Raw genomic sequence first — 24,439 nt, forward strand, 5'->3', positions numbered from 1 at the left:
CGAGTGGTGGAGGGGCAGCCCCAAGCGCGTCGCCCTGTTTGGCTGCCCCTCCACCACCAGCCTGTCGGCTGGTGGTCCCCCTCCCCGCGGCGCGGGGAGGACTTCGCCGGGTGACTTGCCTATATACCCCGCACCGCTTTATTCGCGGCCCTTCCACCCAAAGACCGAAAGTCCATCATGTCCGCCCACCCGGCCGAGTTGTTCCGCATCACGCTGCCCGACGGTTCCGTCCGCGAGGTTGCGCCGGGGACTACGCCCGCGGACGTGGCCGCCGCGATCGGGCCGGGGCTCGCCAAGGCCGCGATCGCCGCGCGGATCGATGGCCAGGTACGCGACCTCAATCGGCCGTTCGAGGGTGATACCGACCTCGCGCTCGTTACCTTCAAGGACGAGGCGGACGCGCTCGAACTCGTCCGCCACGACCTCGCGCACGTCATGGCGGAGGCGGTGCAGACGCTGTTCCCGGGCACGCAGATCACCTTCGGCCCCGCGACCGACGACGGATTCTATTACGACTTCGCGCCGAAAGACCGGCCCTTCACCGAAGACGATCTGCCCGCGATCGAGGCGGAAATGCGCCGCATCATCGCGAGGAACGAGCCGTTCACGCGCGAAGTGTGGAGCCGCGAACAGCTGATCGACACCTGGAAGAAGCAGGGCGAGACGTTCAAGGCCGAATGGGCCGCCGAATTGCCCGAGGGCGAGGAACTGACCATCTATCGCCAGGGCGCGTGGCTCGACATGTGCCGCGGGCCGCACATGCCGACGACGGGGCGGATCGACCCGGCGGCGTTCAAGCTGACGCGCGTGTCGGGCGCCTATTGGCGCGGCGACCAGAAGAACGCGATGCTCAGCCGCATCTATGGCACCGGCTGGCTGAGCAAGAAGCAGCTCGACGCGCATCTCTTCCGCCTGGAAGAGGCAGCGAAGCGCGATCATCGCAAGATCGGCGCGGAGATGGACCTGTTCCACCTCCAGTCGGAAGCGCAGGGCTCGGTCTTCTGGCACCCCAAGGGCTATGTCCTGTGGCGCCAGCTCGAAGCGTATATGCGCCGCCGGCTCGATGCCGCCGACTATGCGGAGGTGAAGACGCCGCAGCTCATGGACGCGCGCCAGTGGGAGCAATCGGGCCACTGGGGCAAGTATCGCGAGAATATGTTCGTCGTGCCGGACGAGATCCCGAACACCGAGGAAGAGGGGCCGGTGCTGTCGGGCGAAGGCGACCTGATGGCGCTCAAACCCATGAACTGCCCGGCGCACGTGCTGATCTTCAAGCAGGGGATCAAGAGCTACCGCGACCTGCCGATCCGCATGGCCGAATTCGGCTGCTGCCACCGCAACGAGCCGCATGGCGCGCTGCACGGCATCATGCGCGTCCGCCAGTTCACGCAGGACGACGCGCACATCTTCGTCCGCGAGGACCAATTGGTCGAGGAGGTGCGCAAATTCTGCGAGCTGCTCGACAGCGTCTATCGCGACCTCGGGTTCGAGGATTATGCGGTGAAGCTCGCGCTGCGCCCCGAAAAGCGGTTCGGCGACGATGCGATGTGGGACAAATCCGAACAGGAGCTGCGCGACGCGGTGCAGGCGTCGGGCCTGCCCGATGCGATCAAGGCGAAGTTCGAGGAACTGCCGGGCGAGGGCGCCTTCTACGCGCCGAAACTCGAATTCCACCTGACCGACGCGATCGGCCGCACCTGGCAGGTCGGCACGATCCAGTCGGACCGCGTGCTTCCAGACCGGCTCGACGCGAGCTACGTCGGCGAGGACGGCAACCGCCATCGCCCGGTGATGCTGCACCGCGCGATCCTGGGGACGTTCGAACGCTTCATCGGCATCCTGATCGAACACCACGCCGGTCGCTTCCCGCTGTGGCTCAGCCCCGTGCAGGCGGTGGTGGCGACGATCGTCTCCGACGCCGACGATTATGCCGTTGCGGCGGCGGCGAAGCTGCGGGCGGCCGGCATCCGCGTCGAAACCGACCTGCGCAACGAAAAGATCAACTACAAGGTGCGCGAACATTCGGTCGCCAAGGTCCCCGTGCTGCTCGTCGTCGGCAAGCGCGAGGCGGAGGAGGGCAAGGTCGCCATCCGCCGCCTGGGCAGCCAGGCGCAGCAGATCGTGACGCTCGACGCGGCGATCGCTATGCTGCGCGACGAGTCGTTGCCGCCCGACCTTCGCTGACGTCCTTCCAAAATCGTGGCGGTTGCCCTATATTGAAGGGGTAACCGCCACAGGAGAAATACCCATACGTCCTCCCATGATGCGCCGGCCGATGCAGGCGCCACCGATGAACGGCCCTCGGTTCAACGAGTGGATTCAAAGCCCCAAGGTTCGCGTGATCGACCATGAGGGCGAAAACCTCGGCGTGATGTACACGCGCGAGGCCATGGCCGCGGCACAGGAAGTCGGCCTCGACCTCGTCGAAGTGTCGCCAAACGCCGATCCGCCCGTCGCCAAGTTCCTCGACGTCGGCAAGTACAAGTACGAGGCGCAGAAGAAGGCGAACCTCGCCCGCAAGTCGCAGAAGACGCAGGAGATCAAGGAGATCAAGATGCGTCCGAACATCGACGACCACGATTACGACACGAAGATGAAGAAGGTCGTCGAGTTCATCGAGGAAGGCGACAAGGTCAAGGTGACGATGCGCTTCCGCGGTCGCGAGCTCAGCCACGGCCAGCTCGGCATGAACGTGCTCCAGCGCGTCGCCGAACAGGTCGCCGAGGTCGCCAAGGTCGAAGCCTATCCGCGCATGGAAGGCCGCCAGATGCTGATGGTCCTCGCACCCAAGTAAAACGCGCCGAAGTAACCCTTCGCCCCTTCCCGTAATCGGGGAGGGGCGCCGCTTTCGCGGTGCGCTTGCCCGCGTGCGTCCCGCCACTTTTTCTGTCGCTGTTGCCGCCATGGCGCGAGCAAGGGCGCCTTGCGTGCGCAACGGATGACGGCGCTCTCTGTCCGTCGCTCCCTGTCCGTCGCTGGTCACGCCGATCGTCTGTCGCACCAGCGATCCGGCACCGCTCCTGCCTCTTTTTGGCGTAACTTTCGAACAATGGGTTCGCAATCCGGACATAGAGTGTTGCGGTTTGGCGACACCGACTTTGAAAATCGGGTTTGGTCGATGACGGCAATGTGAAAAAGGTGGACGCGCCGTGCGTCCTCGCCCTAGCCTTTGTCGCAACCCGGATATCCAAAAACATACCGGGGCAATAGGAGAGGATGCCCATGCGCCTGACCGCGTATCTGCTTTCGGCCGCCACGATTGCGCTGGCCGCCCCGACCATCGTCGCAGCCCAGGACATGACGCCACCCGCCGACGCGCCCACGACGCAGGGGCAGGCACAGACCAGCACGACGGCGACCGCCAGTGCCTCGGTCGATTCGGGCGAGCTGCCGCCGGCCGGGCAGGAGCCGACCAACCTCGGCGATATCGTCATCACCGCGACCCGCCGCGCCGAGCGGCTGTCGAACGTGCCGATCGCGGTCAGCGCGGTCAGCGCGCAATCGCTGGAGAATTCGGGCGCGACCGACATCCGCCAGATGACGCAGCTGACGCCGTCGCTGCTCGTCTCGTCGACCGGGTCGGAAGCCAACGCCTCCGCGCGCATCCGCGGCATCGGCACCGTCGGCGACAATCCCGGCCTCGAAAGCTCGGTCGCGGTGTTCATCGACGGCGTCTATCGCAGCCGCACCGGCTCGGGCCTCAACGACATCGGCGAGGTCGACCGGATCGAGGTACTGCGCGGGCCGCAGGGCACGCTGTCGGGCCGCAACGCGTCCGCCGGCACGATCAACATCATCACCAAGGCGCCCTCCTACACGTTCGGCGGTTATGCCGAGGGCACGTACGGCAATTACAACGCCGTCCGCCTTGCCGGCGCGATCACCGGTCCGATCATCAAGGACATGCTCGCCTTCCGCCTCGACGGCGTCTACAACAAGCGCGACGGTTTCTATCAGGACGTCGTCAACAACACTGACTACAACAACCGCAACCGCTTCTTCGTGCGCGGCCAGTTGTTGTTCGAACCGACGTCGGACATCTCGCTGCGCCTGATCGGCGACTATACGTGGCGCAACGAAAAGTGCTGCGGCGCGGTCTATATCGACCTGCGCGAGAAGCTCGACCCGACGCCGGGCGTCCCCGGCGACTTCACGATCAACCCGAACGGCAACCGCATCGTCCAGGTGATGCAGCAGATGGGCGCGATCTTCCCCAGCGCGGGCGATCCGTACAACCGCAAGATCGCCAATACGCTCGGCCGCGCGTACAGCAACGTCACCAAGGATTACGGCGGCTCGGCGCAGCTCGACTGGAACCTCGGCGGCGCCGGTCTGACCTCGATCACCGCCTATCGCGAATACAAGTCGGGCGGCGCGGGCGACATCGATTACGGCAACCTCGACATCGGCTATCGCCCCGACGACGGCAACGCCTTCCGCCAGTTCCATACCTTCACTCAGGAACTGCGCCTGAACGGCGAGGCGTTCGACAACAAGCTCAACTGGCTGATCGGCGGCTATTATTCGAAGGAAAATCTGCTCGTCGCCGACAATCTGAAGTTCGGCACGCAATATGGCGCCTTCGCCGCGTGCCGGATCATCGCGACGATCAACCCGCTGGCGGCGCTGCGCGATCCGACCAAGCCGGGCTGTCTCGGCACCACCCCGCTCGCCGCTTTGGGCGGGGCGACCGGGCGGCAGGCGCTAGGCGCTGGCCTCGGCGCCGCGGCGGCGTTCCTGCTGCCGGGCATCGACCGGCTGAGCACCGTCAACAATGTCGGCGACACCAACTCGCGCTATTATCAGGACAGCGAGAACTACGCCTTCTTCACGCACAACATCTTCAAGGTGACGGACAAACTGTCGATCACCGCGGGCCTGCGCTACACCCACGAGCGCAAGGACTTCCGTGCGACGTTCAACAACAACAACACCGTCTGCCCGACGCAGCAGGCCGCGCTTAGCCCGCTGCTCGCCAATCCGGCGCTCGCCGCGCTGCAGCCGCTGATCGGCGGCATCATCACGCTGACCTGCACGGGCAATTCCACCTCGAGCATCAACAGTTTGACGCCGCAGGACCGGCTCAGCGAAGGTGAATTCACCGGCACCGGCGTCCTCTCCTACAAGCCGACCAGCGACCTGCTCGTCTACGCCTCCTATTCGCGCGGCTACAAGGCGGGCGGCTACAACCTCGACCGGTCGGATCTCACCGCCAACGTCTTCGCGCCGCCGACCAATGCCAGCGCCAGCCGGCTGCGCTTCGATCCCGAAACGGTCAACGCCTATGAAGTCGGCCTGAAGTACACCAGCCGCCAATTCACCTTCAACGCCGCGGCGTTCCGCCAGGAGTTCAAGAACTTCCAGCTGAATACCTTCAACGGCACCAACTACATCGTCCAGAACATCACCTCGTGCAAGAACAGCCTCAACGGGCTGGACCAGGACAACAGCTCGACGACGGGCGTGTGCACCGGCAAGACCGGTTACGGCGTGGTCAGCCAGGGCGTCGAGCTGGAGGCGGGGCTGTTCCCGGCGAAAGACCTGGCGTTCGCGCTCGGCTACACGCTCGCCGATACCCACTATCGCCACAATCTGGTCGGCAGCGATTCGGGCGAGGCGCTCGATGCGCAGCTGTTCCTGCTGCCGGGCAGCCAGCTGTCCAACGCGCCCCGCCACACCGTCACCTCGTCGATGACGTTCACGCCGGACTTGGGATCGTCGGGACTGACCGCGCTCTTCTACGTCGATGGCCGCATGACCAGCGACTATAACACGGGCTCCGATCTGTTCTACGAGAAGCGCCAGGACGGCTTCTTCCTGATGAACGCGCGCATCGGCATCCGTGGGCCGGACCAGCATTGGGCGCTGGAATTCTGGGGGCAGAACCTGACCAACACCCGTTACGAGCAGGTGGCGTTCAACGCGCCTTTCCAGGGTTCGGGCAGCCTCGCCTCCACGATCAAGCTCGGCACCTCGCCCTCGAACCAGATCTTCACCTCGTTCCTGGCCGAACCGCGCACCTACGGCGTCACCGCGCGCATCCGGTTCTAAACGCTCCGTTCGATGGGAGAGGGCGGCGGCGCAGCGATGCGCCGCCGTCTTTCTTTCGGCGTGGGCCCGTCGGGAGCGGGGATCACTATGCCCCGCTGAAAAGGAAAGACGCCGTCACCTTCCGCCCTGTCCTACACGAAACAAATCGTGTACAAGGCGACCCTCAGCTCTTTCTCAGCATCGGTCATACGTAACAAACGCAAAGCCGAACGACCGAAGATGTCGCGTTCAGGTGTCAATTCTGTCAAGACTCGCGGCGTTTATCGGGCTTCGTCAGTGCGATAGGCCTCACGCGGCGAGCGCAGCCTCGTCGCCGACGGCAGCCGCGAGCAACCGTTTCTCCAGCGCCTTCAGCCGCGCCGGGGCGAGGATGCGGTCGCCGGTCAGGTCGGTGATGTAGAAGGTGTCGACCGCACGCTCGCCATAGGTCGCGACATGCGCCGAATGCAGCGTCACCTTCGACTGGACGAGCGCATGGGCGAGTTGGTTGAGCAAGGCCGGCCGGTCGCGCGCATTGACCTCGACGACGGTGAAGCGGTTCGACGCGTGATTGTCGATCAGCACGTTGGGCGCGATGTCGAACGCCTCCGCCCGCGTCCGCGCGGCGGGTTTGGCGACGAGCCGGTCGGCGAGCTTGCCGCGATTGGCCAGCGCATCCTCGATCGCGGTCTTCAGCCGGGCCAGCTGTGCGGGGTCGTCGAACGGCCGGCCCAGCGGGTCCTGCACCAGGAAATTGTCGATCGCCATGCCATCGCGCGTCGTGTGGATGCGCGCGTCGATGATGCTGCCGCCCGCGACATGGATCGCGCCAGCGATACGATAGAATAGGCCGGGGTGGTCGGCGGCGTAGATGGTGACCATCGTCGCGCCGCGTTCGGGATAGACTTCCGCGTCGATCGCCAGCTGCGCCTCGCCCGCCGCCGCGATGAAGCGCGCGTTGCGCAGCAGCACGTCCTCCGGCTCCGCGATCCAATAGGCTTCCGGGAAACGGCGCACGAACGCCTCGTAGCGCGCCGTACCCCAGCCGAGCGCCTCGCCCAGCCGCTGCTGCTTGGCGGTGATCCGCTCGCCGCGCCCGCGCTGCTTGTGGCCCAGGCGCAGCACCTCTTCGGCCTGTTCGTACAGATCGCCGAGCAGCTGGCGCTTCCACCCGTTCCACGTGCCGGGACCCACCGCGCGGATGTCGACGATCGTCAGACAGAGGAGCAGCCGCAGCCGCTCCGCGCTCTGCACCACCGCGCAGAAATCGAGGATCGTCTTGAAATCGGCAAGGTCGCGTTTAAACGCGGTCGCGGACATCAGCAGGTGGTAGCGGACCAGCCACGCCACCGTCTCCGTCTCCGCCGGCGTCAGACCGAAGCGCGGGCACAGCCGCTCGGCGACCTCCGCGCCCAGGATCGAATGGTCGCCGCCGCGCCCCTTGGCGATGTCGTGGAGCAGCACCGCGACATAGAGCACGCGCCGCGACACGATCTGGCGGATGATCGCGGAGGCCATCGGATGATCCTCCCTCAGCAGACCGCGATCGATCTGGCCGAGCAGGCCGATCGCGCGGATCGTGTGCTCGTCGACGGTGTAATGGTGGTACATGTCGAACTGCATCTGCGCGACGACGCGGCCGAAATCCGGCACGAAGCGGCCGAACACGCCGACCTCGTTCATCCAGCGCAGCACCAGTTCGGGATCGCGCGGGGACGTCAGCACGTCGAGGAACATCGCGTTGGCGTGGCGGTCGGCGCGATAGTCGTCGATCAGCTTGGCGTCGCGCGTTGCCGCCCGCCAGGCGAGCGGGTGAATCTCCAGTCCGTGCAGGTCGGCGAGGTGGAACATCTCGACCAGGCGGACGGGATCGGCGCGGAAGAAATCGTCCTCCGGGATCGCCAGCCGCCCGCGGTCGAGCACGAAGCCGTGCAGCTTGCGGGGGCGCCGCCGGATCGTCGGCAGCCCGAACCGCCGCCCGCGCGCCGCGAACCGCTCGTCGAGATGCGCGAGGAACAGGCCGGTCAGCGTGCCGACGGTGCGCGCCTGCAGGAAGTAATATTGCATGAAGCGTTCGACCGCGGGTTTGCCGGGCCGGTCGGAAAAGCGCATGCGCGCGGCGATCTCGCGCTGCACGTCGAAGGTCAGCCGATCCTCCGGCCGCCGCGTGATGCTGTGCAGGTGGCAACGGACCGCCTGCAGGAAATTGTCGGCGCGGTGGAACAGGCGGTACTCGTCCTGCGTCAGCAGCCCGGCGTCGACCAGATCGCGCCCCTGCTGCACGTCGAACACATATTTGCCGATCCAGAACAAAGCGTGCAGGTCGCGCAGGCCGCCCTTGCCCTCCTTGACGTTGGGTTCGACGACGTAGCGCGTGTCGCCCATCTTGCGGTGGCGCGCGTCGCGCTCCGCCAGTTTGTCGGCGATGAAGGCGCGTTCGGTGCCGTGCTGCACCTCGGCGTGGAACCGGCGCGACGCCTCGTCGTACAGGTCGACGTCGCCGGTGACGTAGCGCCCCTCCAGCAAGGCGGTGCGGATCGTGCCGTCCGCCTTCGCCTGGCGCACCATCTCGTCGATGCTGCGGCTGGAATGGCCGACCTTCAGCCCGATGTCCCACAGCGCATACAGCATCGATTCGATCACCTGCTCCGCCCAGGGCGTCTGCTTGCCAGGCGTCAGGAAACCGATATCGACATCGGAATAGGGCGCCATCTCGGCGCGGCCGTAGCCGCCGACCGCGATCAGCGTCAGCCGTTCCCCCGCGGTCGGATTGTGCAGCGGATGCAGCCGCTGCGTCGCGACGTCGAACAGCACGCGCAGCAATTGGTCGACGAGATAGGCCTGCGCGTTCGACGCCTCCAGCCCGCGCGAGGGGTGGGCGAGTAGCCGGCGCTCGATCTCCTGGCGTCCGGCGGCGAGCGCGCTCTTGAGCAGGGCAGCGACCTGCTGGCGCAGCGGCGTGCCGGTTGCATCGAAGGTGGCGATCGTTTCCGCGAGCAGGCGACGATCGACGATCGCGCGGCGGTTGGGCAGATGGTCGAAGCGGCCGGACATGGCCTGCGTCATAGCGCCATCGCAGGCAGCGTCGCTATCCCTCGCGCGCCAGGGCCTTGAGGCGGTAGAGCGTGTCGAGCGCCTCGCGCGGGGTAAGCGCGTCGACGTCGAGGCTCTCGACCTCGGCGCGGATCGCGTCGCACGTCTCTTCTTCGACCTGCGCGGCGGCGGCGAACAGCGGCAGATCGTCGAGGCCGGCGGCGAGCCCGCCCGTCTTCGCGCGCCCCGCCTCCAGCTTGGCGAGCACCGCCTTGGCGCGCGCGATCGTCGCGGGCGGCATCCCCGCGAGCCGCGCGACGGCGAGGCCGTAGCTGCGATCGGCGGGACCGTCCGAAACCTCGTGCAGCAGCACCAGCTCGCCCTTCCATTCGCGCGCGCGGACGTGGTGCAGGCTGAGCGCATCGCAACGTTCGGCGAGCCGCGTCAGTTCGTGGTAATGCGTCGCGAACAGGCAGCGGCAGCGATTGTCCTCGTGGATCGCCTCCACCACCGCCCAGGCGATGGCGAGCCCGTCATAGGTGGAGGTGCCTCGCCCAACCTCGTCCAGGATGACGAAGCTGTGCGGCGTCGCCTGCGCCAGGATCGCCGCGGTCTCGACCATTTCGACCATGAAGGTCGATCGGCCACGCGCCAGATTGTCGGAGGCACCGACACGGCTGAACAGCCGGTCGACGAGGCCGAGCGTCGCGGCGGTCGCGGGGACGTAGCCGCCCGCCTGCGCAAGCACCGCGATCAGCGCATTCTGGCGCAGGAAGGTGGACTTGCCGCCCATGTTGGGGCCGGTGACCAGCCACAGCCGCGAGCGTTCGCCGAGCGCGCAGTCGTTGGCGATGAACCGGTCGCCCGATTTCGCCACGGCCGCCTCGACCACGGGGTGGCGGCCGCCGGTCACCTCGAACCGGGGATCGTCGACCAGAACGGGGCGGCTCCAACCCCCTTCGTCCGCGCGTTCGGCAAGGCCGGCGGCGACGTCGATTCGGGCAAGCGCGTCTGCGGTCGCTGCGATCGCCTCACGCGTCGCCAGTGCGGCGGCTGTCAGCTCCTCCAGATGCGCGGCCTCTGCCGCCAGCGCATGCGCGCCCGCCTGCGACACCTTGGCGGCGACCTCGTGCAGCGCGGGCGTGTTGAAGCGGACGACGCCGGCCAGCGTCTGGCGATGCGTAAAGCCGCTGTCGGCCTGCATCAGCGCGTCCGCCGCTCTGGCCGGGACCTCGACGTGGTAACCGAGCACGTTATTGTGGCGGACCTTGAGCGCGGCGATGCCGGTCGCGGCCTTCATCTCCGCCTCCAGCGCGGCGATCGCGCGGCGGCCGCCCGCGCCGGTATCGCGCAGATCGTCGAGGGCGATGTCGTACCCCGCGGCGATATAGCCGCCGTCGCTTGCCTCGACGGGCGGCGACGGGACGAGCGCGCGCTTGAGCAGGTCGATCAGCGCGCCATGTCCGCGCAGTCGCGGGGCGAGCCGGTCGAGCAGGGACGAAGGTGCCTCGACCCGGCCCAGCCGCTCGCCCAGATGCCACGCCCCGTCGAGGCCGTCGCGCAGCTGGCCGAGATCACGCGGGGACCCGCGCCCCGCCGCGAGCCGGCCGAGCGCGCGGCCGATATCGGGCATCGCCCGCAGCGCGCCGCGCACCTGTTCGCGTAAGCCGGGCTGGTCTTGGAAGAACTGGACGAGGTCGAGCCGCGCCTCGATCGCGGCGCGATCCATCAGCGGCGCGCCGATGTCGCCGGCGAGCAGGCGCGCACCCGCGCCCGTCACCGTGCGGTCGACCGCATCGAGCAACGATCCCTTACGCTGGCCGCCGGTGGTGCAGGTCAGCTCCAGGCTCTCGCGCGTCGCCGCGTCGATCGCCATCGTCTCGGCCGCACGCGACAGCTGCGGCGGGCGCAGGAAGGGCAGCGTGCCCTTGGCCGTATGGTCGAGATAGGCGACCAGCCCGCCGGCGGCGGCAAGCGCGGCGCGGCCGAACTGGCCGAAGCCGTCGAGCGTCGCGACGCCGAACAGCGCCTTCAGCCGCGCCTCGGCCGCGCCGCTGTCGAACGTCTGGCGCGGGCGGAGCGAGGTCGCCGCATCGGCATGCCCGCTGCCTTCTGAGGCCACCACCTCCGCCGCGCCGAGGCGGGCGAGTTCGGCGCCGAGCGCGTCGGCGGCGACGTCGATGACCATGAACTGCCCGGTCGACACGTCCGCTGCGGCGAGCGCGACCGCGCCGCCCGCCTCGCCGATCGCGACGCACCAATTGTCGGATCGCGCGTCGAGCAGCGCCTCCTCGGTCAGCGTGCCCGCCGTGACGAAGCGGACGATCGCGCGGTTGACCAGCGCCTTGCTGCCCCGCGCCTTGCGCGCGGCCTCCGGGCTTTCGGTCTGTTCGGCGATCGCGACGCGGTGGCCCGCCTTGATCAGCCGTTGCAGATAGGCGGTGGCGGCATGGACGGGCACCCCGCACATCGGCACCTTTTCGCCGCCATGCTCGCCACGCGCGGTGAGCGCGATGTCGAGCACGCCGCTCGCGATGCGCGCATCATCGAAGAACAGTTCGAAGAAATCGCCCATGCGATAGAAGAGCAGGCAATCCTCCGCTTCGGCCTTCAACGCCAGATATTGCGCCATCATCGGGGTGGGTGCGGTCATCGGTGGTGGGCGCTGTTCTTCGAAGGGATCGGGGGTGCCGGCGGCCGACCGGCTATAGGTCGCGGCCCTGGCAATGCCTAGCACGGGTTGAAAGCCCCGCCCGAAATGGCCAAGAGCCGTAGCGTCCCCAGCCGCCCGCGAGGTCCCATGTCCGAAAATGCGTCCGTCCAGTTCTCCGAACGCGAGGCCCTGCTGTTCCATTCCGAGGGGCGGCCCGGCAAGATCGAGATCGTCGCGTCGAAGCCGATGGCGACGCAACGCGACCTCGCGCTCGCCTATTCGCCCGGTGTCGCGGTGCCGGTGCAGGCGATCGCGGACGATCCCGCCACCGCATACGATTATACCGCCAAGGGCAATCTGGTTGCGGTCATTTCCAACGGCACCGCAATTCTGGGCATGGGCAACCTCGGCGCGCTCGCGTCCAAGCCGGTGATGGAGGGCAAGGCGGTGCTCTTCAAGCGCTTCGCCGACGTCGATTCGATCGACATCGAGCTGAAGACGGAGGACGTCAACCGCTTCATCGATGCGGTCGAACTGATGGAGCCGACTTTCGGCGGCATCAATCTCGAGGATATCAAGGCGCCCGAATGCTTCATCATCGAGCAGGCGCTCCGCGAACGGATGAACATACCCGTCTTCCATGACGACCAGCACGGCACCGCGATCATCTGCGCGGCAGGCCTCATCAACGCCTGTCTGCTGACCGGGCGCAAGCTCGACGAGATCAAGCTGGTCGTCAACGGCGCGGGCGCGGCGGCGATCGCCTGCACCGAGCTGATGAAGGCGATGGGCGTGCGCCACGACAACGTCATCATGTGCGACAAGACGGGCGTCATCTATCAGGGCCGCGACGATGTGAATCAGTGGCAGTCGGCGCACGCCGCCGCCACCGACCGCCGCACGCTGAAGGAGGCTTTGGTCGGCGCGGACGTGTTCCTCGGCCTGTCGGCGGCGGGCGCGCTGAAGGGCGACATGGTGATCGAGATGGCGGACGCGCCGATCATCTTCGCCATGGCCAATCCGGTTCCCGAGATCCTGCCCGAAGAAGCGAAGACCGCGCGCCCCGACGCGATCATCGCCACCGGCCGCTCGGACTATCCGAACCAGGTCAACAATGTGCTCGGCTTCCCCTTCATCTTCCGCGGCGCGCTCGACGTGCGCGCGACGGGGATCAACGACGACATGAAGATCGCCGCGGCCAAGGCGATCGCCGACCTGGCGCGCGAGCGCGTGCCCGAAGAGGTGGCGGCGGCCTATGGCGTCAGCCACAGTTTCGGCCCCGATTACATCATCCCCGCGCCGTTCGACCCGCGCCTGATGGAGGAAGTGCCCGCCGCGGTCGCCAAGGCGGCGATGGATTCGGGGCTGGCGACCAAGCCGATCCTCGACATGCAGGCGTATCGCCAGTCGCTGCGCGCCCGCCTCAACCCGACGACCTCGGTGCTCAGCCTCGCCTATGAGGGCGCGCGCGCGCGGCCCAAGCGCGTGCTGTTCGCGGAGGGTGAGGAAGAGGTCGTCCTGCGCGCCGCGATCGCGTTCAAGGAGGGGGGGTACGGCACGCCGGTGCTGGTCGGGCGCGACGACGTCCACGACAAGCTGCGCGACCTGGGCGTCAATCCGGAAGACTATGAGGTGCACAACAGCCGCGTGTCGCCGCTGGTCCCCAAGATGGTCGACTTCGTCTATGCGCGCCTGCAACGCCGCGGCTATCTGCGCCGCGACGTCGAGCGGATGATCAACCAGGATCGCAACGTCTTCGGCTCGGCGATGCTGCAGCTGGGCGAGGCCGATGCGATGATCACGGGCATCACGCGCACGTGGGCCGAATCGATGCGCCAGGTGAAGCGCGTCATCGATCCCGAAGCGGGGCGCACGCCGTTCGGCATCCATATCATGGTCGGCCAGAGCCACACGGTGTTTATCGCCGACACGACCGTCAACGAGCGGCCGACGGGCGAGCAACTCGCCGACTTCGCCGAACAGACCGCGCAGGTCGCGCGCCGCATGGGCCACGAGCCGCGCGTCGCGATGCTCAGCTATTCGACGTTCGGCAATCCGAAGGGCGCGTGGGTCGACAATATCCGCGACGCGGTGTCGGTGCTCGACGCGCGCGGCGTCGGCTTCGAATATGAAGGCGAGATGCCGCCCGACGTCGCGCTCAATCCGAAGCAGCTGGCGAACTATCCGTTCGCGCGCCTTTCCGGCCCGGCGAATATCCTGATCATGCCGGGCCTGCAGTCCGCGCATATCGCCGCGAAGCTGCTGCGCGAGCTGGGCGGTGACAGTGTCATCGGCCCGATGCTGATCGGCATGGAAAAGCCGATCCAGATCGCGCCGATGACCTCCACCGCGAGCGAGCTGGTGACGCTGGCGGTGCTCGCCGCGGGTGGTATCGCGCGCTGAGCCCGGACCCGGCCGCCGTCGCATTTCTCCCCTCCCGTTTGCGGGAGGGGGCACAATTCAGGGATCGTCAGCCGTCGATGCTGGTTCCCAGCGCGGCGTGGACCAGGCCGCCGTCGACAGTGATCGTCTCGCCGATCACGTAATCGCCGGCGCGGCTGGCGAGGTAGATCGCTGCGCCCGCCATATCCTCATCCGTGCCGATTCGACCTGCGGGAATCCCTTGCGCCACCGCAGCGCCATGGTCGCGCGCGGCACGGTTCATCTCGCTGGCGAAGGCGCCCGGTGCGATCGAAGTGACGTTGACATGGTCACGCACCAGCCGCGCCGCCATCCGCTTGGTCAGATAGATCAGCGCTGCCTTGGACGCATGATAGCTGTACGTTTCCCACGGGTTGAGGCGCTGGCCGTCGATCGAGGTGATGTTGATGACCTTGGCCGGGCGGTCCGGCGTCGCGGCGGCCTTGAGCAGGCCGTGCAGCGCCTGCGTAAGGAAGAAGGGCGATTTGACGTTGAGGTCCATCACCTTGTCCCACCCGCTTTCTGGAAATTCTTCGAACGGCACGCCCCACGCCGCGCCCGCATTGTTGACGAGTATGTCGAGCCGCTCCTCTCGCTCCGCCAGCGCGGCGGCGAGCGCGCGCACCCCCGCCACCGTGGAGACATCCGCGGGCAGAGGGATGCACTTTGGGCCGAGCGCGGCGGCGGTATCCTCGCACGCCCCCGCCTTGCGGCTGGAGACGTAGACCGTCGCGCCCTGCTGGATGAAGCCGCTCGCGATCATCTTGCCGATGCCGCGGCTGCCGCCGGTGACGAGGGCGATGCGGCCGTTGAGGCGGAACAGGTCAGTGGTGTTCACGAGGGCTCCTGGGACAATAGGTGCGCCGGGGCGTGCGGCAAGAAAGTCGGGCGTAAACGTACCGAACCGTCATTCCCGCGAAGGCGGGAATCTAGGCCGGCTGACGTGGCGGCTCCGCCGATGAACCTGCGCGTCTGGATCCCCGCCTGCGCGGGGACGACAATGGGCCGGGTGCGGTGTTCGATGTCATCCCCTTTCGCCCCGAGCATCACCCGCCCCTTTTCATCGTCTCGCGCGCAATGATAACCTGCTGGATCTGGCTGGTGCCTTCGTAGATGCGGAACAGGCGGACGTCGCGATACAGGCGTTCGATGCCGTAATCGGCGATATAGCCCGCCCCGCCGAAAATCTGCACCGCCTTGTCCGCGACGCGGCCGACCATCTCGCTGGCGAAATATTTGGCCGCGGCCGATTCGAGGACGACGTCCTTGCCATCATCCTTCGCCTGCGCCGTCTCCAGCACCATCGCGCGCGCGACGAGCGCCTCGGTCTTCATGTCGGCGATCATGCCCTGGATCAGCTGGTGATGCGCGATCGGCTGGCCGAACTGCTTGCGCTCGCCGGCATAAGCGACGCTGTCGGCGATCAGCCGCTCGGCGACGCCGACGCAGACCGCGGCGATGTGCAGGCGCCCCCGATCGAGCACGCGCATCGCGATCTTGAACCCCTCGCCCTCCGCGCCCAGCCGGTTTTCGACCGGCACGGGGACTTCGTCGAAATTGACGTCGGCGACCTTCGCGCCTTTCTGTCCCATTTTCTTTTCGGGTTCGCCGATCGACACGCCGGGAAGGTCGCGCGGGACGAGGAAGGCGGAAACGCCGCGCGCGCCCGGTTCGTCGCCCGTCCGCGCCATTACGGTGAACAGCTGCGCCTTGTCCGCATTGGTGATGTAGCGCTTCGTGCCGGACAGGCGGTAGACGTCGCCGTCACGGACCGCGCGCGTCTTGACGCTGCCCGAATCGCTGCCGACGTCGGGTTCGGTCAGCGCGAAGCTGGTGACGATCTCGCCGCTGGCGATACGCGGCAGCCATGCCGCCTTTTGCTCGGGCGTGCCGGCCATGACGAGTCCCTGGCTGCCGATACCGACATTGGTGCCGAAGGTGGAGCGGAAGGCAGGGGTGGTGCGGCCCATCTCGATCGCGACCTTCGCTTCTTCCAGCATCGTCAGGCCGAGGCCGCCATATTCCTCCGCGATCGACAGGCCGAACAGGCCCATCGCCTTCATCTCGTCGACCAAGGCGTCGGGGATCGCGTCCGCCGCCTCCACCTCCGCCTCGAGCGGACGCAGTCGTTCGGCGACGAAGCGGCGGATGGTGTCGATCAGCGCGTCGAAGGTTTCGGGGTCGAGGGCCATGGCCGTGTCCTTGCGATAACGGTTGCGAAGGGTAGGGTGCGGGAGCGGAGTGGGCAAACCCAAAATTCTAAATCGACGCAGATGCCAGCTTTGCCGTAGCATAAGATGATACCGGCGCAGCCATTCATCATAATCCTTTGAAGGCAGGAGCCCCGGTTTCATGAGCGGACGCCCGTCACTGGGTTTCGCGCTGAGCTCCTCAGATTGCAGGAGGATGCGCGCGTTTCTGTACGAAACCGGCCCGATCTGCGCGGAACCTTGGTAAATTGGGACAGCCTTTCGCCCTCGCTTCGTCGCACGGTGAGCCGTTCATCTGCGCTTCACAACCGTTCGCCGGAAAGCGCCCGCCGCCCCTCTATGCCGGGGGAACGATGTTGCGTAGCGCCATCCTCGACGAACGGGTTTTGACCGGGGGGTCACCAAGTGTTGAAGAAGCTGGCAGCGCAGGTTGCGCTGATATTCTCTTGCGGCCTGATGATGGCCTCTCCGGCGGCGGCGCAATTCTGGCAGTGTGCGCCCTACGCCCGCGAGGTTTCCGGCATCGCGCTGCACGGCAACGCCAACACCTGGTGGGGTCAGGCGGCGGGCCGCTACCAGCGCGGGCACAAGCCCGAAGTCGGCTCGGTCCTCTCCTTCCAGTCCACCCGCCGCATGCGCGTCGGCCACGTCGCGATGGTGTCGCAGGTGGTCAGCGATCGGGAAGTGCTGCTGACGCACGCCAACTGGTCGCGCCCCGGCCAGATCGAGCGCAACGTCCGCGCCGTCGACGTTTCCGCCGCCGGCGACTGGAGCGAAGTCAAGGTGTGGTACGGCCCGAACGGCGGTCTCGGCACGTCGAGCTACCCCACCAACGGCTTCATCTATTCGGGTCATGCGCCGGCGGATGCCGACGCGGTGCCGGCGAGCCGCGACGACGTCGCCGCCGCCAACCTGGCGATGATCGCGACCTCTGCTGTGGTGCCGGTCAAGCCGGTTGCGGATCGCTGATCCTCACCTACATCATCGCATGCGAAGAGGGGCCCGGAAACGGGCCCTTTTTTTGTGGCGTTGGGGGAAGGCGTCGCACGCGGGGGATGACATTCTTTTTCCCTGACGAAGGCCTGGGTCCATTTGGGCATCGCCTATGGCGGCCGCAACATGGGGTCATTCCGCATCCCCAGTTGGGCCCCGGCCGTCGCCGGGAGGATGGTATGGTTTGGAGGCAATACCCCTTTTCAGCGCAGGCTGACCCGGGTCACGCCGGACGGAAGGTCATCGCGACGCCGTTCATGCAATAGCGCTTGCCGGTCGGCTTGGGTCCGTCGTCGAACACATGGCCGAGATGCCCGCCGCACCGGCTGCAATGCACCTCGACGCGCTCTTCGAGCAGCGATCGGTCCGTCTTCGTCCCGATCGCGCGCGGCAGCGGCGCCCAGAAGCTGGGCCAGCCGGTGCCGCTGTCGAACTTGGTCTTCGATGAGAAAACGGGTTGCGCGCATCCTTTGCACTGGAACGTACCCGCACGATGCTCGTCATTGAGCGGGCTGGAAAAGGGACGCTCGGTGCCCTCATGCCGCAATACGTTCCACGCGGCGTCGCCCAGCTTCTTGCGCCAGGCGGCATCGCTCATCTGGACGGGATAGGTCGCGGCATCGGCGGGCGCGGCGCGACAGCCCCAGAGCACCGCGCCGGCAAAACCGGTGGCGGCGAGTGACAGCAGCGAGCGGCGGGTGGGATCGATGGTCATGACGTGAGATATGGGGACGCCGTTGCGCTTGCCCAGACCCACGCAGCATTATGATCCACGTTGGAACCGCCACGTGGGCTGCGGGGTTGAGCGCGACGAAAGGTGCAACCAAGATCATGTCTTTTCAACAACTTGAGCCGCCGCTTCCGGTCCATGTCCTCGACAAAGGATCGGGCTACGCCTTTGCGGTGATCGACTATGGGCAGGAGCATAACCTGATCTGGGTCACCGCGATCAACGATACGGGCGAGATCTGGTGTGCGCCCAATCCCCGCGTGCGTTTGCAGGCAAACTGGACGATGGGCCGGGCCAAGCCGCCCGCGCTGACGCCGCGTGACAATGGCGATTGTTCGGGCAGTGCCGAGCCATTGAAGGTGCAGACGGTCAAGCCGAACTGATCGGGTCATCGCCCTGACCGCCAGACCGCCAAGAAAAAGGGGAGGGGCCTTGCGGCGCCTCCCCTTTTTCGTTGCGGCTAATCCGGACGATCAGGCGGCGAGCTTGCGCAGCACGTACTGCAGGATGCCGCCGTTGAGGAAATATTCCAGCTCATTGACGGTATCGATGCGGCAGCGCGTCTCGAACGTTTCGATGCTGCCGTCGGCGCGCTTCAGCGTCACTTCGACGGTCTGACGCGGGCGCAGGCCGGCAACGCCCTGAATCGTGAACGTCTCCGTGCCGTCCAGCTTGAGCGTCTGGCGCGTCACGCCTTCGGCGAACTGCAACGGCAGTACGCCCATGCCGACGAGGTTCGAGCGGTGGATACGCTCGAAGCTTTCGGTGATGACCGCGCGCACGCCGAGCAGGTTGGTGCCCTTCGCCGCCCAGTCGCGCGACGAGCCGGTGCCGTACTCCTTGCCGGCGACGACGACGAGCGGCGTGCCGTCCGCCTTGTGACGCATCGCGGCGTCGTAGATCGGCATCACTTCGCCATTGTACTGCGTCATGCCGCCTTCGACGCCCGGCACCATCTCGTTCTTGATGCGGATGTTGGCGAAGGTGCCGCGGACCATGACCTGGTCGTTGCCGCGGCGCGCGCCGTAGCTGTTGAAGTCCTTGCGCGCGACCTGACGCTCGGTCAGCCACTTACCAGCGGGGCTGTCCGCCTTGATCGAGCCCGCCGGGCTGATGTGGTCGGTGGTAATCGAATCGCCCAGGATCGCGAGCGGCTTCGCCTCGATGATGTCGTGGACCGGCTTCGGGGTCATTTCCATGCCCTCGAAATACGGCGGGTTGGCGACATAGGTCGACGCCGCGGGCCAGGCGTAGGTCGCCGAGCCGGTCACGTCGATCTCGCGCCACTTGGCGTCGCCGGCGTAGACGTTGCCGTAGCGGCTGCGGAACATCTCGTCGTCGATGTTCGCCGCCATCGTCTCGGCGACCTCCTGGTTGGTCGGCCACACGTCCTTGAGGAACACGTCCTGGCCGTCCTTGCCCTGACCGAGCGGGGTTTCGACCATGTCCTGCGTTACGGTGCCCTTCAGCGCGTACGCGACGACGAGCGGCGGCGAGGCGAGGAAGTTGGCGCGGACGTCGGGCGAGACGCGGCCTTCGAAGTTGCGGTTGCCCGACAGGACGGAGGCGGCGACGAGGTCGTTTTCGTTGATCGCGGCCGAGATCGGACCCGGCAGCGGGCCCGAATTGCCGATGCAGGTGGTGCAGCCATAGCCGACGAGGTTGAAGCCGATCGCGTCGAGGTCGGCGGTGAGGCCGGACTTGTTGAGGTAATCGGTGACGACCTGCGAGCCGGGCGCGAGGCTGGTCTTCACCCATGGCTTGGGCTTGAGGCCGAGCGCGTTCGCCTTGCGCGCGACCAGACCGGCAGCGACGAGCACGCTGGGGTTGGAGGTATTGGTGCAGCTGGTGATCGCGGCGATCACGACGTCGCCGTCGCCGATATCATGGCCGCGCTCGGCGACGTCGACGCGCGAGGGGCGCTGCTTGTTGTAGAGCTTGGAGAGGTCGCCGTTGAACACCTCATCCACCTTGCCGAGCGACACGCGGTCCTGCGGGCGCTTCGGGCCGGCGAGCGACGCGGTGACGGTGCCCATGTCGAGTTCCAGCGTGTCGGTGAACACGGGGTCGGCGGCATCGTCGTGGCGCCAGAAGCCGTTGGCCTTGGCATAGGCTTCGGTCAGCGCGATCGTGTCTTCGGGCCGCGCGGTCAGGCGCATGTATTCGATCGTCTTGTCGTCGATCGGGAAGAAGCCGCAGGTCGCGCCATATTCGGGTGCCATGTTGGCGATCGTCGCGCGGTCGGCAAGCGTCATCGACGACAGGCCCGGGCCGTAGAACTCCACGAAGCGGCCGACGACGCCCTTGGCGCGCAGCATCTGCGTGACGGTGAGCACCAGATCGGTGGCGGTGATGCCTTCCTTGAGCGCGCCGGTCAGCTTGAAGCCGACGACTTCGGGGATCAGCATACTGACCGGCTGGCCGAGCATCGCCGCTTCCGCCTCGATTCCGCCGACGCCCCAGCCAAGTACGCCCAGGCCGTTGACCATCGTGGTGTGGCTGTCGGTGCCGACGAGCGTGTCGGGATAGGCGATCGCGGCGGTGCCGGTGGCGTTGTCGCCGGCTTCGGTCGACGACCAAATCGCCTGGCTGACATATTCCAGGTTCACCTGGTGGCAAATGCCGGTGCCCGGCGGCACGACCTGGAAGTTGTCGAGCGCCTTGGAGCCCCACTTCAGGAATTCGTAGCGTTCGCCGTTGCGCTGATATTCGAGGTCGACGTTATCCTCGAACGCCTGCGGCGTGCCGAATTCGTCGACCATGACCGAATGGTCGATGACGAGGTGGACGGGGACCTGCGGGTTGATCTTGGCCGCGTCACCGCCGAGCTTGGTGATCGCGTCGCGCATGGCCGCCAAGTCGACGACGCAGGGCACGCCGGTGAAATCCTGCATCAGCACGCGCGCGGGGCGATACTGGATCTCGCGGTCGCTACGACGCTCCTGTTGCCAGTCGACGATCGCCTTGACGTCCTCCTCCGTCACGGTCTTGCCGTCTTCGAAGCGGAGCATGTTCTCGAGCAGCACCTTCATCGAGAAGGGCAGGCGGCTGATATCGCCGAACTTTTCCGCCGCCTTGGCAAGGCTGAAATAGTCATAAGCCTTGCCGCCGACGTCGAGCGTCGTGCGGGTGTTGAGGCTGTCCTGGCCGATGGCGGTCATGTCGTGTCCCTTCTGTGTGGCTCGACTCGCGCCTGGGGGAACACGGCGTTTGTGGACGCCGCGCGGGCGCGCGAGGAGCGCTTGGCTAAGCCTGTCGTCGCGCGGGCCTTAGCAAGGGGTTATCGATGGGGAAAGACGGCTTTGCGGCAGAGCGGCATATCGGCCGCCGACGCGGCGTCAGGCTTGGGGCAGCAGGCTCTTGCCGCGCGTGATGATGACGCGATCGCCCAGCTTCGCCTGCGCGAACAACAGCCGCGCGAATGCGACCGGCACACCGATGCAGCCATGCGTCGCATAGCCCCATTCGACCTTCGACCCGTGGATCGCGACGCCGTCCGCGGTCAGCCGGAGCGTATAGGGCATCGGCGCGTTGCCATAGGTGCGCGACACGTGTCGCGCATCCTTCATCAGGATCGGAAAGGTGCCGAGTGGCGTCGGCTTCTCGTCGGCGCCGTACAGGATCGCCGCCGCCCCGATTTCATAGCCGCCGCGAAACACCGACAAAGTCTGGGCGGCGAGGTCGACGGTGATGATCAGCGGGCCGTCGGGAACGCCCTTGTCGTCCCAGGCATAGTCGCCGAACTTGATCGGCCCGATGTCGAGCACGCGCTTGATCGTCATGTCGACCGGCATCGGCGTCGGGACAGGCAAGGGAGAAGGCGCGAGCTTGCGGGGCGCCGACGCCGGCGCGGCGGTGGTCGGGGCGGCGGTCGGCTTAGCGGCGGCGGTTCGCACTGGGGACGTTTTGGCCGCGGCGACGGGGGTTCCGCGCGTCGGGGCATAAGCGATCATCGCGCCCGCGGCGATGCCGCCGCCCGCGAGGGCGAGGATCGTCTTCGCCAGAGCGGTGCGGGGCGGGGCCATCGGCGAATCGTCCTCCATAAAAACCGTACGGAACGGCGCGATCATCGTCGATCCAAGCGGCGCTGCCCAGCCGTGAAACGGCGACGTGCCAGGCTGGCACGAAAGTCCTTGGCATAAATCAGTCTGAACCGGCCGAATTCGGACAAAAAAGTCGCGCAATCGGGGTTTTCACCCGATCCGGTAACCATGATAGGATAGGAATTCGCCCATTATGAGGATGGTGGAACGAGTGTCGAAGTCCGGGCGTGCAGCTGGTGATGATCGCTGGAGGCGTGATGCCGTGGGACGGTGAGGGCGCCGATCCCGCGCGGTTCGATCGCCTGTCGCCGCGCCAGCGCGATTGCCTGCGCGGCGTCCGCGCGCTCAAGGGGTCGAAGGAGATCGCGGGCGAACTCGGCATCGAGAAGTCGACGGTCGACGGCTATCTGACCGAAGCGGTACGCATCCTGGGCGCGCGCAACCGGCGCGAGGCGGCGTTGGCGTTCGGCGCATATGAAGATGCGCTGGGGGTGTCAGGCGACGGGATCGATGGTGGGTCCGTTGCGCCCCCCGTATTCACCGCTGATCCCGAGACCCCCGACAAAATCGGGGGGCATTCTGCGCGGCTGGCGACGACCCCTGCCGATCCGCCAATCGCCGCTTCGCCGGACGAGACGATCGACAGGCAACCGGGGGCGCCCGGGGAGCGACCGATGCCGGTCGCCTCTCCGGGACTGCGGTTGCCCTTCCGGCGGAAAGGGCAGGCGCGCAACACGCTGACGATCGGTGACCGGTTGCTCTGGATCCAGGCCATCGCTCTGGGCATCGCCGTCGGTTTCGGCATGCTGATGACGGGTCTCCAGGCGCTGACCGGGCTGATCGCGGCGGTATCGCGCTCCCTTTCCTGACCCAACAGGACCCGACAGGGTGGAAAGGTGGCTATGTCCTACGCGAATTCGCAAGATGCGCTCGACGCCGTCGCGCAGCTGCTGTGGAAGCTTGAAACCCAGCTCGATGAGGCGTTCGCGACCGGGGGCGAATTGCTCGCCTCGCTGCCGCGCGCCCGCGCCGCCGCCAACCTTCCGGCGATCGCCGGGCAGCAGGCGTTCGAAGTTCTCAGCCAGGCGATCATGGCGATCGGCGCCGCGCGCGGTCACACCGTCGCCGGCCACCGCGTCGTCGAGAAGGTCGGGCGCCAGATCGGGTATGAGACGAGCTTCGGCGACGAAAAGCCAAAGCCCGATTTCGCCCCGACGGGCGCGGACGCAGGCCACCTGCGGATCGCGGCCTGACGACGGCTCATGGCTTGGTCACCATCATGCTCCTTTGGCTGACCAAGCCATGACCCTTCGTGCGCCATCCGATGTGTCCATGGTTCATGCCGCATGATCCACGTGCTCGTCTTCAACCTCGTACTGGGGATCGCCTGTGCGCTAGCGCTCTACGCGGGCGGCGCGCCGGAGCGCTGGACGGCGCTGATCTTCATCGTCGGGGCGGCCGCGACCTTCATCGCGCCCTTCTACAACGCGCAGCATCCGTTCGGGCGGCTCGAGCCGATGCTGCTCGGCGTCGACGTGCTGATGCTGATCGGACTGGTCGGCATCGCGGTGCGGGCGGACCGGTACTGGCCGCTCTACGTCAGCGCGCTGCATCTGATCACGATCGCGGTGCACGGCGTGAAGGCGATCCAGCCCGATCTGGTGCCATGGATGTACGCCGGGGCGAGCGGCAAGATCGCCTACCCCATGCTGCTGCTGCTCGCGATCGGCGCGGTGCGGCATCGCGACCGCGTCGCGCGCTTCGGCAGCGATCCCGACTGGTCGCCCCTGTGACTAATGGCCCTGTGACTAATGGCCCCGTGACGAATGGCCCTGTGACGAACGGCACGCCTTATCATGACCGCTGACATCCGGCTGCTGCGCTGGCCCGAACGGGATCGCGACGATTACGAGCGCCTCGCCGCCGCGATCGAGCGCGTGCGTAGCGCCGCGGCGCGCACGCGTGGCGAAATGGCGGCGACCGTGCCCACCGGGCCGGTCGAACCGAGCGATCTGGAACGTGCGAAGGCGCTGCTGGCGCAGCGGCGCGCGCGCGATCGTGCCGCCGGCGCGCTGGCGGAGGTGTTCGGCGAGCCCGCCTGGGACCTGCTGCTCGCGATGTTCGTTGCGGAAGGGGAGCAGCGCGTGCTGCATCTGGCGGAGGCCGTGGAGGCGGCGGGCATCCGCTTGCCCGTCGCGCGGCGGTGGCTGGCGGTGATGGGCGAGCGCGGCCTGATCGCGGGGGGCGACGACGATCCCGATCCGCGCCTGACGCTGAGCGCGCAGGGGCGCACTCTGGTGTTGCGCTGCGTCAGCGAGGTCTAAGC

The 24,439-nt window shown here is 67.0% G+C and carries 17 protein-coding genes; 10 read left to right on the plus strand and 7 right to left on the minus strand.

Features of this window, described 5'->3' with window-relative positions; all coding sequences use genetic code 11:
* Positions 1–177: 177 nt before the first annotated feature.
* The 3 genes from thrS to DM480_RS09945 all read left to right on the plus strand — a co-directional run bounded on the left by thrS (position 178) and on the right by DM480_RS09945 (position 6,051).
* Positions 178–2,184 (plus strand): threonine--tRNA ligase, encoded by a 2,007-nt coding sequence (gene thrS / locus DM480_RS09935; protein ID WP_115378677.1) that lies wholly within the window; start codon positions 178–180, stop codon positions 2,182–2,184.
* A gap of 76 nt (positions 2,185–2,260) precedes the next feature.
* Complete coding sequence (infC, locus tag DM480_RS09940; protein WP_115378678.1) at positions 2,261–2,794, plus strand: translation initiation factor IF-3; 534 nt, start codon at positions 2,261–2,263, stop codon at positions 2,792–2,794.
* Positions 2,795–3,222: 428 nt separating this feature from the next.
* Positions 3,223–6,051: a TonB-dependent receptor gene (locus DM480_RS09945; protein ID WP_115378679.1), complete on the plus strand. Its 2,829-nt coding sequence runs from the start codon at positions 3,223–3,225 to the stop codon at positions 6,049–6,051.
* 288 nt (positions 6,052–6,339) lie between these two features.
* On the opposite strand, the gene DM480_RS09950 is transcribed toward DM480_RS09945, so the two are convergent.
* Together DM480_RS09950 and mutS are read right to left on the minus strand one after the other, a co-directional pair.
* A complete protein-coding gene (locus tag DM480_RS09950; protein ID WP_198665792.1) occupies positions 6,340–9,084 on the minus strand; it encodes a [protein-PII] uridylyltransferase in 2,745 nt (914 codons plus the stop codon).
* 34 nt (positions 9,085–9,118) lie between these two features.
* Positions 9,119–11,698, minus strand: coding sequence for a DNA mismatch repair protein MutS (gene mutS, locus DM480_RS09955; RefSeq protein ID WP_115381126.1), 2,580 nt, complete (start codon positions 11,696–11,698; stop codon positions 9,119–9,121).
* Between the two features lie 165 nt (positions 11,699–11,863).
* Here mutS and DM480_RS09960 point away from each other — a divergent pair, with 165 nt between their 5' ends.
* On the plus strand, positions 11,864–14,119 hold the full coding sequence (locus DM480_RS09960; RefSeq protein ID WP_115378681.1) for an NADP-dependent malic enzyme: 2,256 nt from the start codon (positions 11,864–11,866) through the stop codon (positions 14,117–14,119).
* Between the two features lie 67 nt (positions 14,120–14,186).
* Here the strand turns inward: DM480_RS09960 and DM480_RS09965 are convergent, their stop codons facing one another.
* The gene (locus DM480_RS09965) at positions 14,187–14,975 is read right to left on the minus strand and encodes an SDR family oxidoreductase (RefSeq protein ID WP_115378682.1); all 789 of its coding nucleotides are present in this window, start codon (positions 14,973–14,975) and stop codon (positions 14,187–14,189) included.
* A gap of 208 nt (positions 14,976–15,183) precedes the next feature.
* Complete coding sequence (locus DM480_RS09975) at positions 15,184–16,329, minus strand: acyl-CoA dehydrogenase family protein (RefSeq protein ID WP_115378684.1); 1,146 nt, start codon at positions 16,327–16,329, stop codon at positions 15,184–15,186.
* A gap of 474 nt (positions 16,330–16,803) precedes the next feature.
* Here DM480_RS09975 and DM480_RS09980 point away from each other — a divergent pair, with 474 nt between their 5' ends.
* Entirely contained in the window at positions 16,804–17,316 is a 513-nt protein-coding gene (locus DM480_RS09980) for a CHAP domain-containing protein (protein WP_115381128.1), read from the plus strand.
* Positions 17,317–17,563: 247 nt separating this feature from the next.
* Here DM480_RS09980 and msrB read toward each other — a convergent pair whose 3' ends face one another.
* Entirely contained in the window at positions 17,564–18,055 is a 492-nt protein-coding gene (gene msrB, locus DM480_RS09985; RefSeq protein WP_115378685.1) for a peptide-methionine (R)-S-oxide reductase MsrB, read from the minus strand.
* A 116-nt stretch (positions 18,056–18,171) separates the two neighbouring features.
* Between msrB and DM480_RS09990 the strand changes: the two genes are divergently transcribed.
* Complete coding sequence (locus DM480_RS09990; RefSeq protein WP_115381130.1) at positions 18,172–18,453, plus strand: hypothetical protein; 282 nt, start codon at positions 18,172–18,174, stop codon at positions 18,451–18,453.
* A 90-nt stretch (positions 18,454–18,543) separates the two neighbouring features.
* Here DM480_RS09990 and acnA read toward each other — a convergent pair whose 3' ends face one another.
* Both acnA and DM480_RS18505 read right to left on the minus strand, forming a co-directional pair.
* Positions 18,544–21,231 carry an aconitate hydratase AcnA gene (gene acnA / locus DM480_RS09995; protein ID WP_115378686.1) on the minus strand — a complete coding sequence of 896 codons (2,688 nt, stop codon included), beginning with the start codon at positions 21,229–21,231 and terminating at the stop codon, positions 18,544–18,546.
* Positions 21,232–21,408: 177 nt separating this feature from the next.
* The gene (locus DM480_RS18505) at positions 21,409–22,095 is read right to left on the minus strand and encodes a L,D-transpeptidase family protein (protein WP_232833949.1); all 687 of its coding nucleotides are present in this window, start codon (positions 22,093–22,095) and stop codon (positions 21,409–21,411) included.
* Between the two features lie 257 nt (positions 22,096–22,352).
* On the opposite strand from DM480_RS18505, the gene DM480_RS10005 reads away from it, so the two are divergent.
* The 4 genes from DM480_RS10005 (at position 22,353) to DM480_RS10020 (ending at position 24,437) form a co-directional block, all read left to right on the plus strand.
* Positions 22,353–22,982 carry a helix-turn-helix domain-containing protein gene (locus tag DM480_RS10005; protein WP_115381134.1) on the plus strand — a complete coding sequence of 210 codons (630 nt, stop codon included), beginning with the start codon at positions 22,353–22,355 and terminating at the stop codon, positions 22,980–22,982.
* 33 nt (positions 22,983–23,015) lie between these two features.
* The gene (locus tag DM480_RS10010) at positions 23,016–23,366 is read left to right on the plus strand and encodes a hypothetical protein (protein ID WP_115378687.1); all 351 of its coding nucleotides are present in this window, start codon (positions 23,016–23,018) and stop codon (positions 23,364–23,366) included.
* A gap of 93 nt (positions 23,367–23,459) precedes the next feature.
* Entirely contained in the window at positions 23,460–23,906 is a 447-nt protein-coding gene (locus tag DM480_RS10015) for a hypothetical protein (protein WP_115378688.1), read from the plus strand.
* A gap of 63 nt (positions 23,907–23,969) precedes the next feature.
* Positions 23,970–24,437, plus strand: a complete 468-nt coding sequence (locus DM480_RS10020) for a hypothetical protein (protein ID WP_115378689.1) — start codon at positions 23,970–23,972, stop codon at positions 24,435–24,437.
* Positions 24,438–24,439 lie beyond the last annotated feature (2 nt).

The organism is Sphingomonas sp. FARSPH (assembly GCF_003355005.1).
GTDB lineage: Bacteria > Pseudomonadota > Alphaproteobacteria > Sphingomonadales > Sphingomonadaceae > Sphingomonas.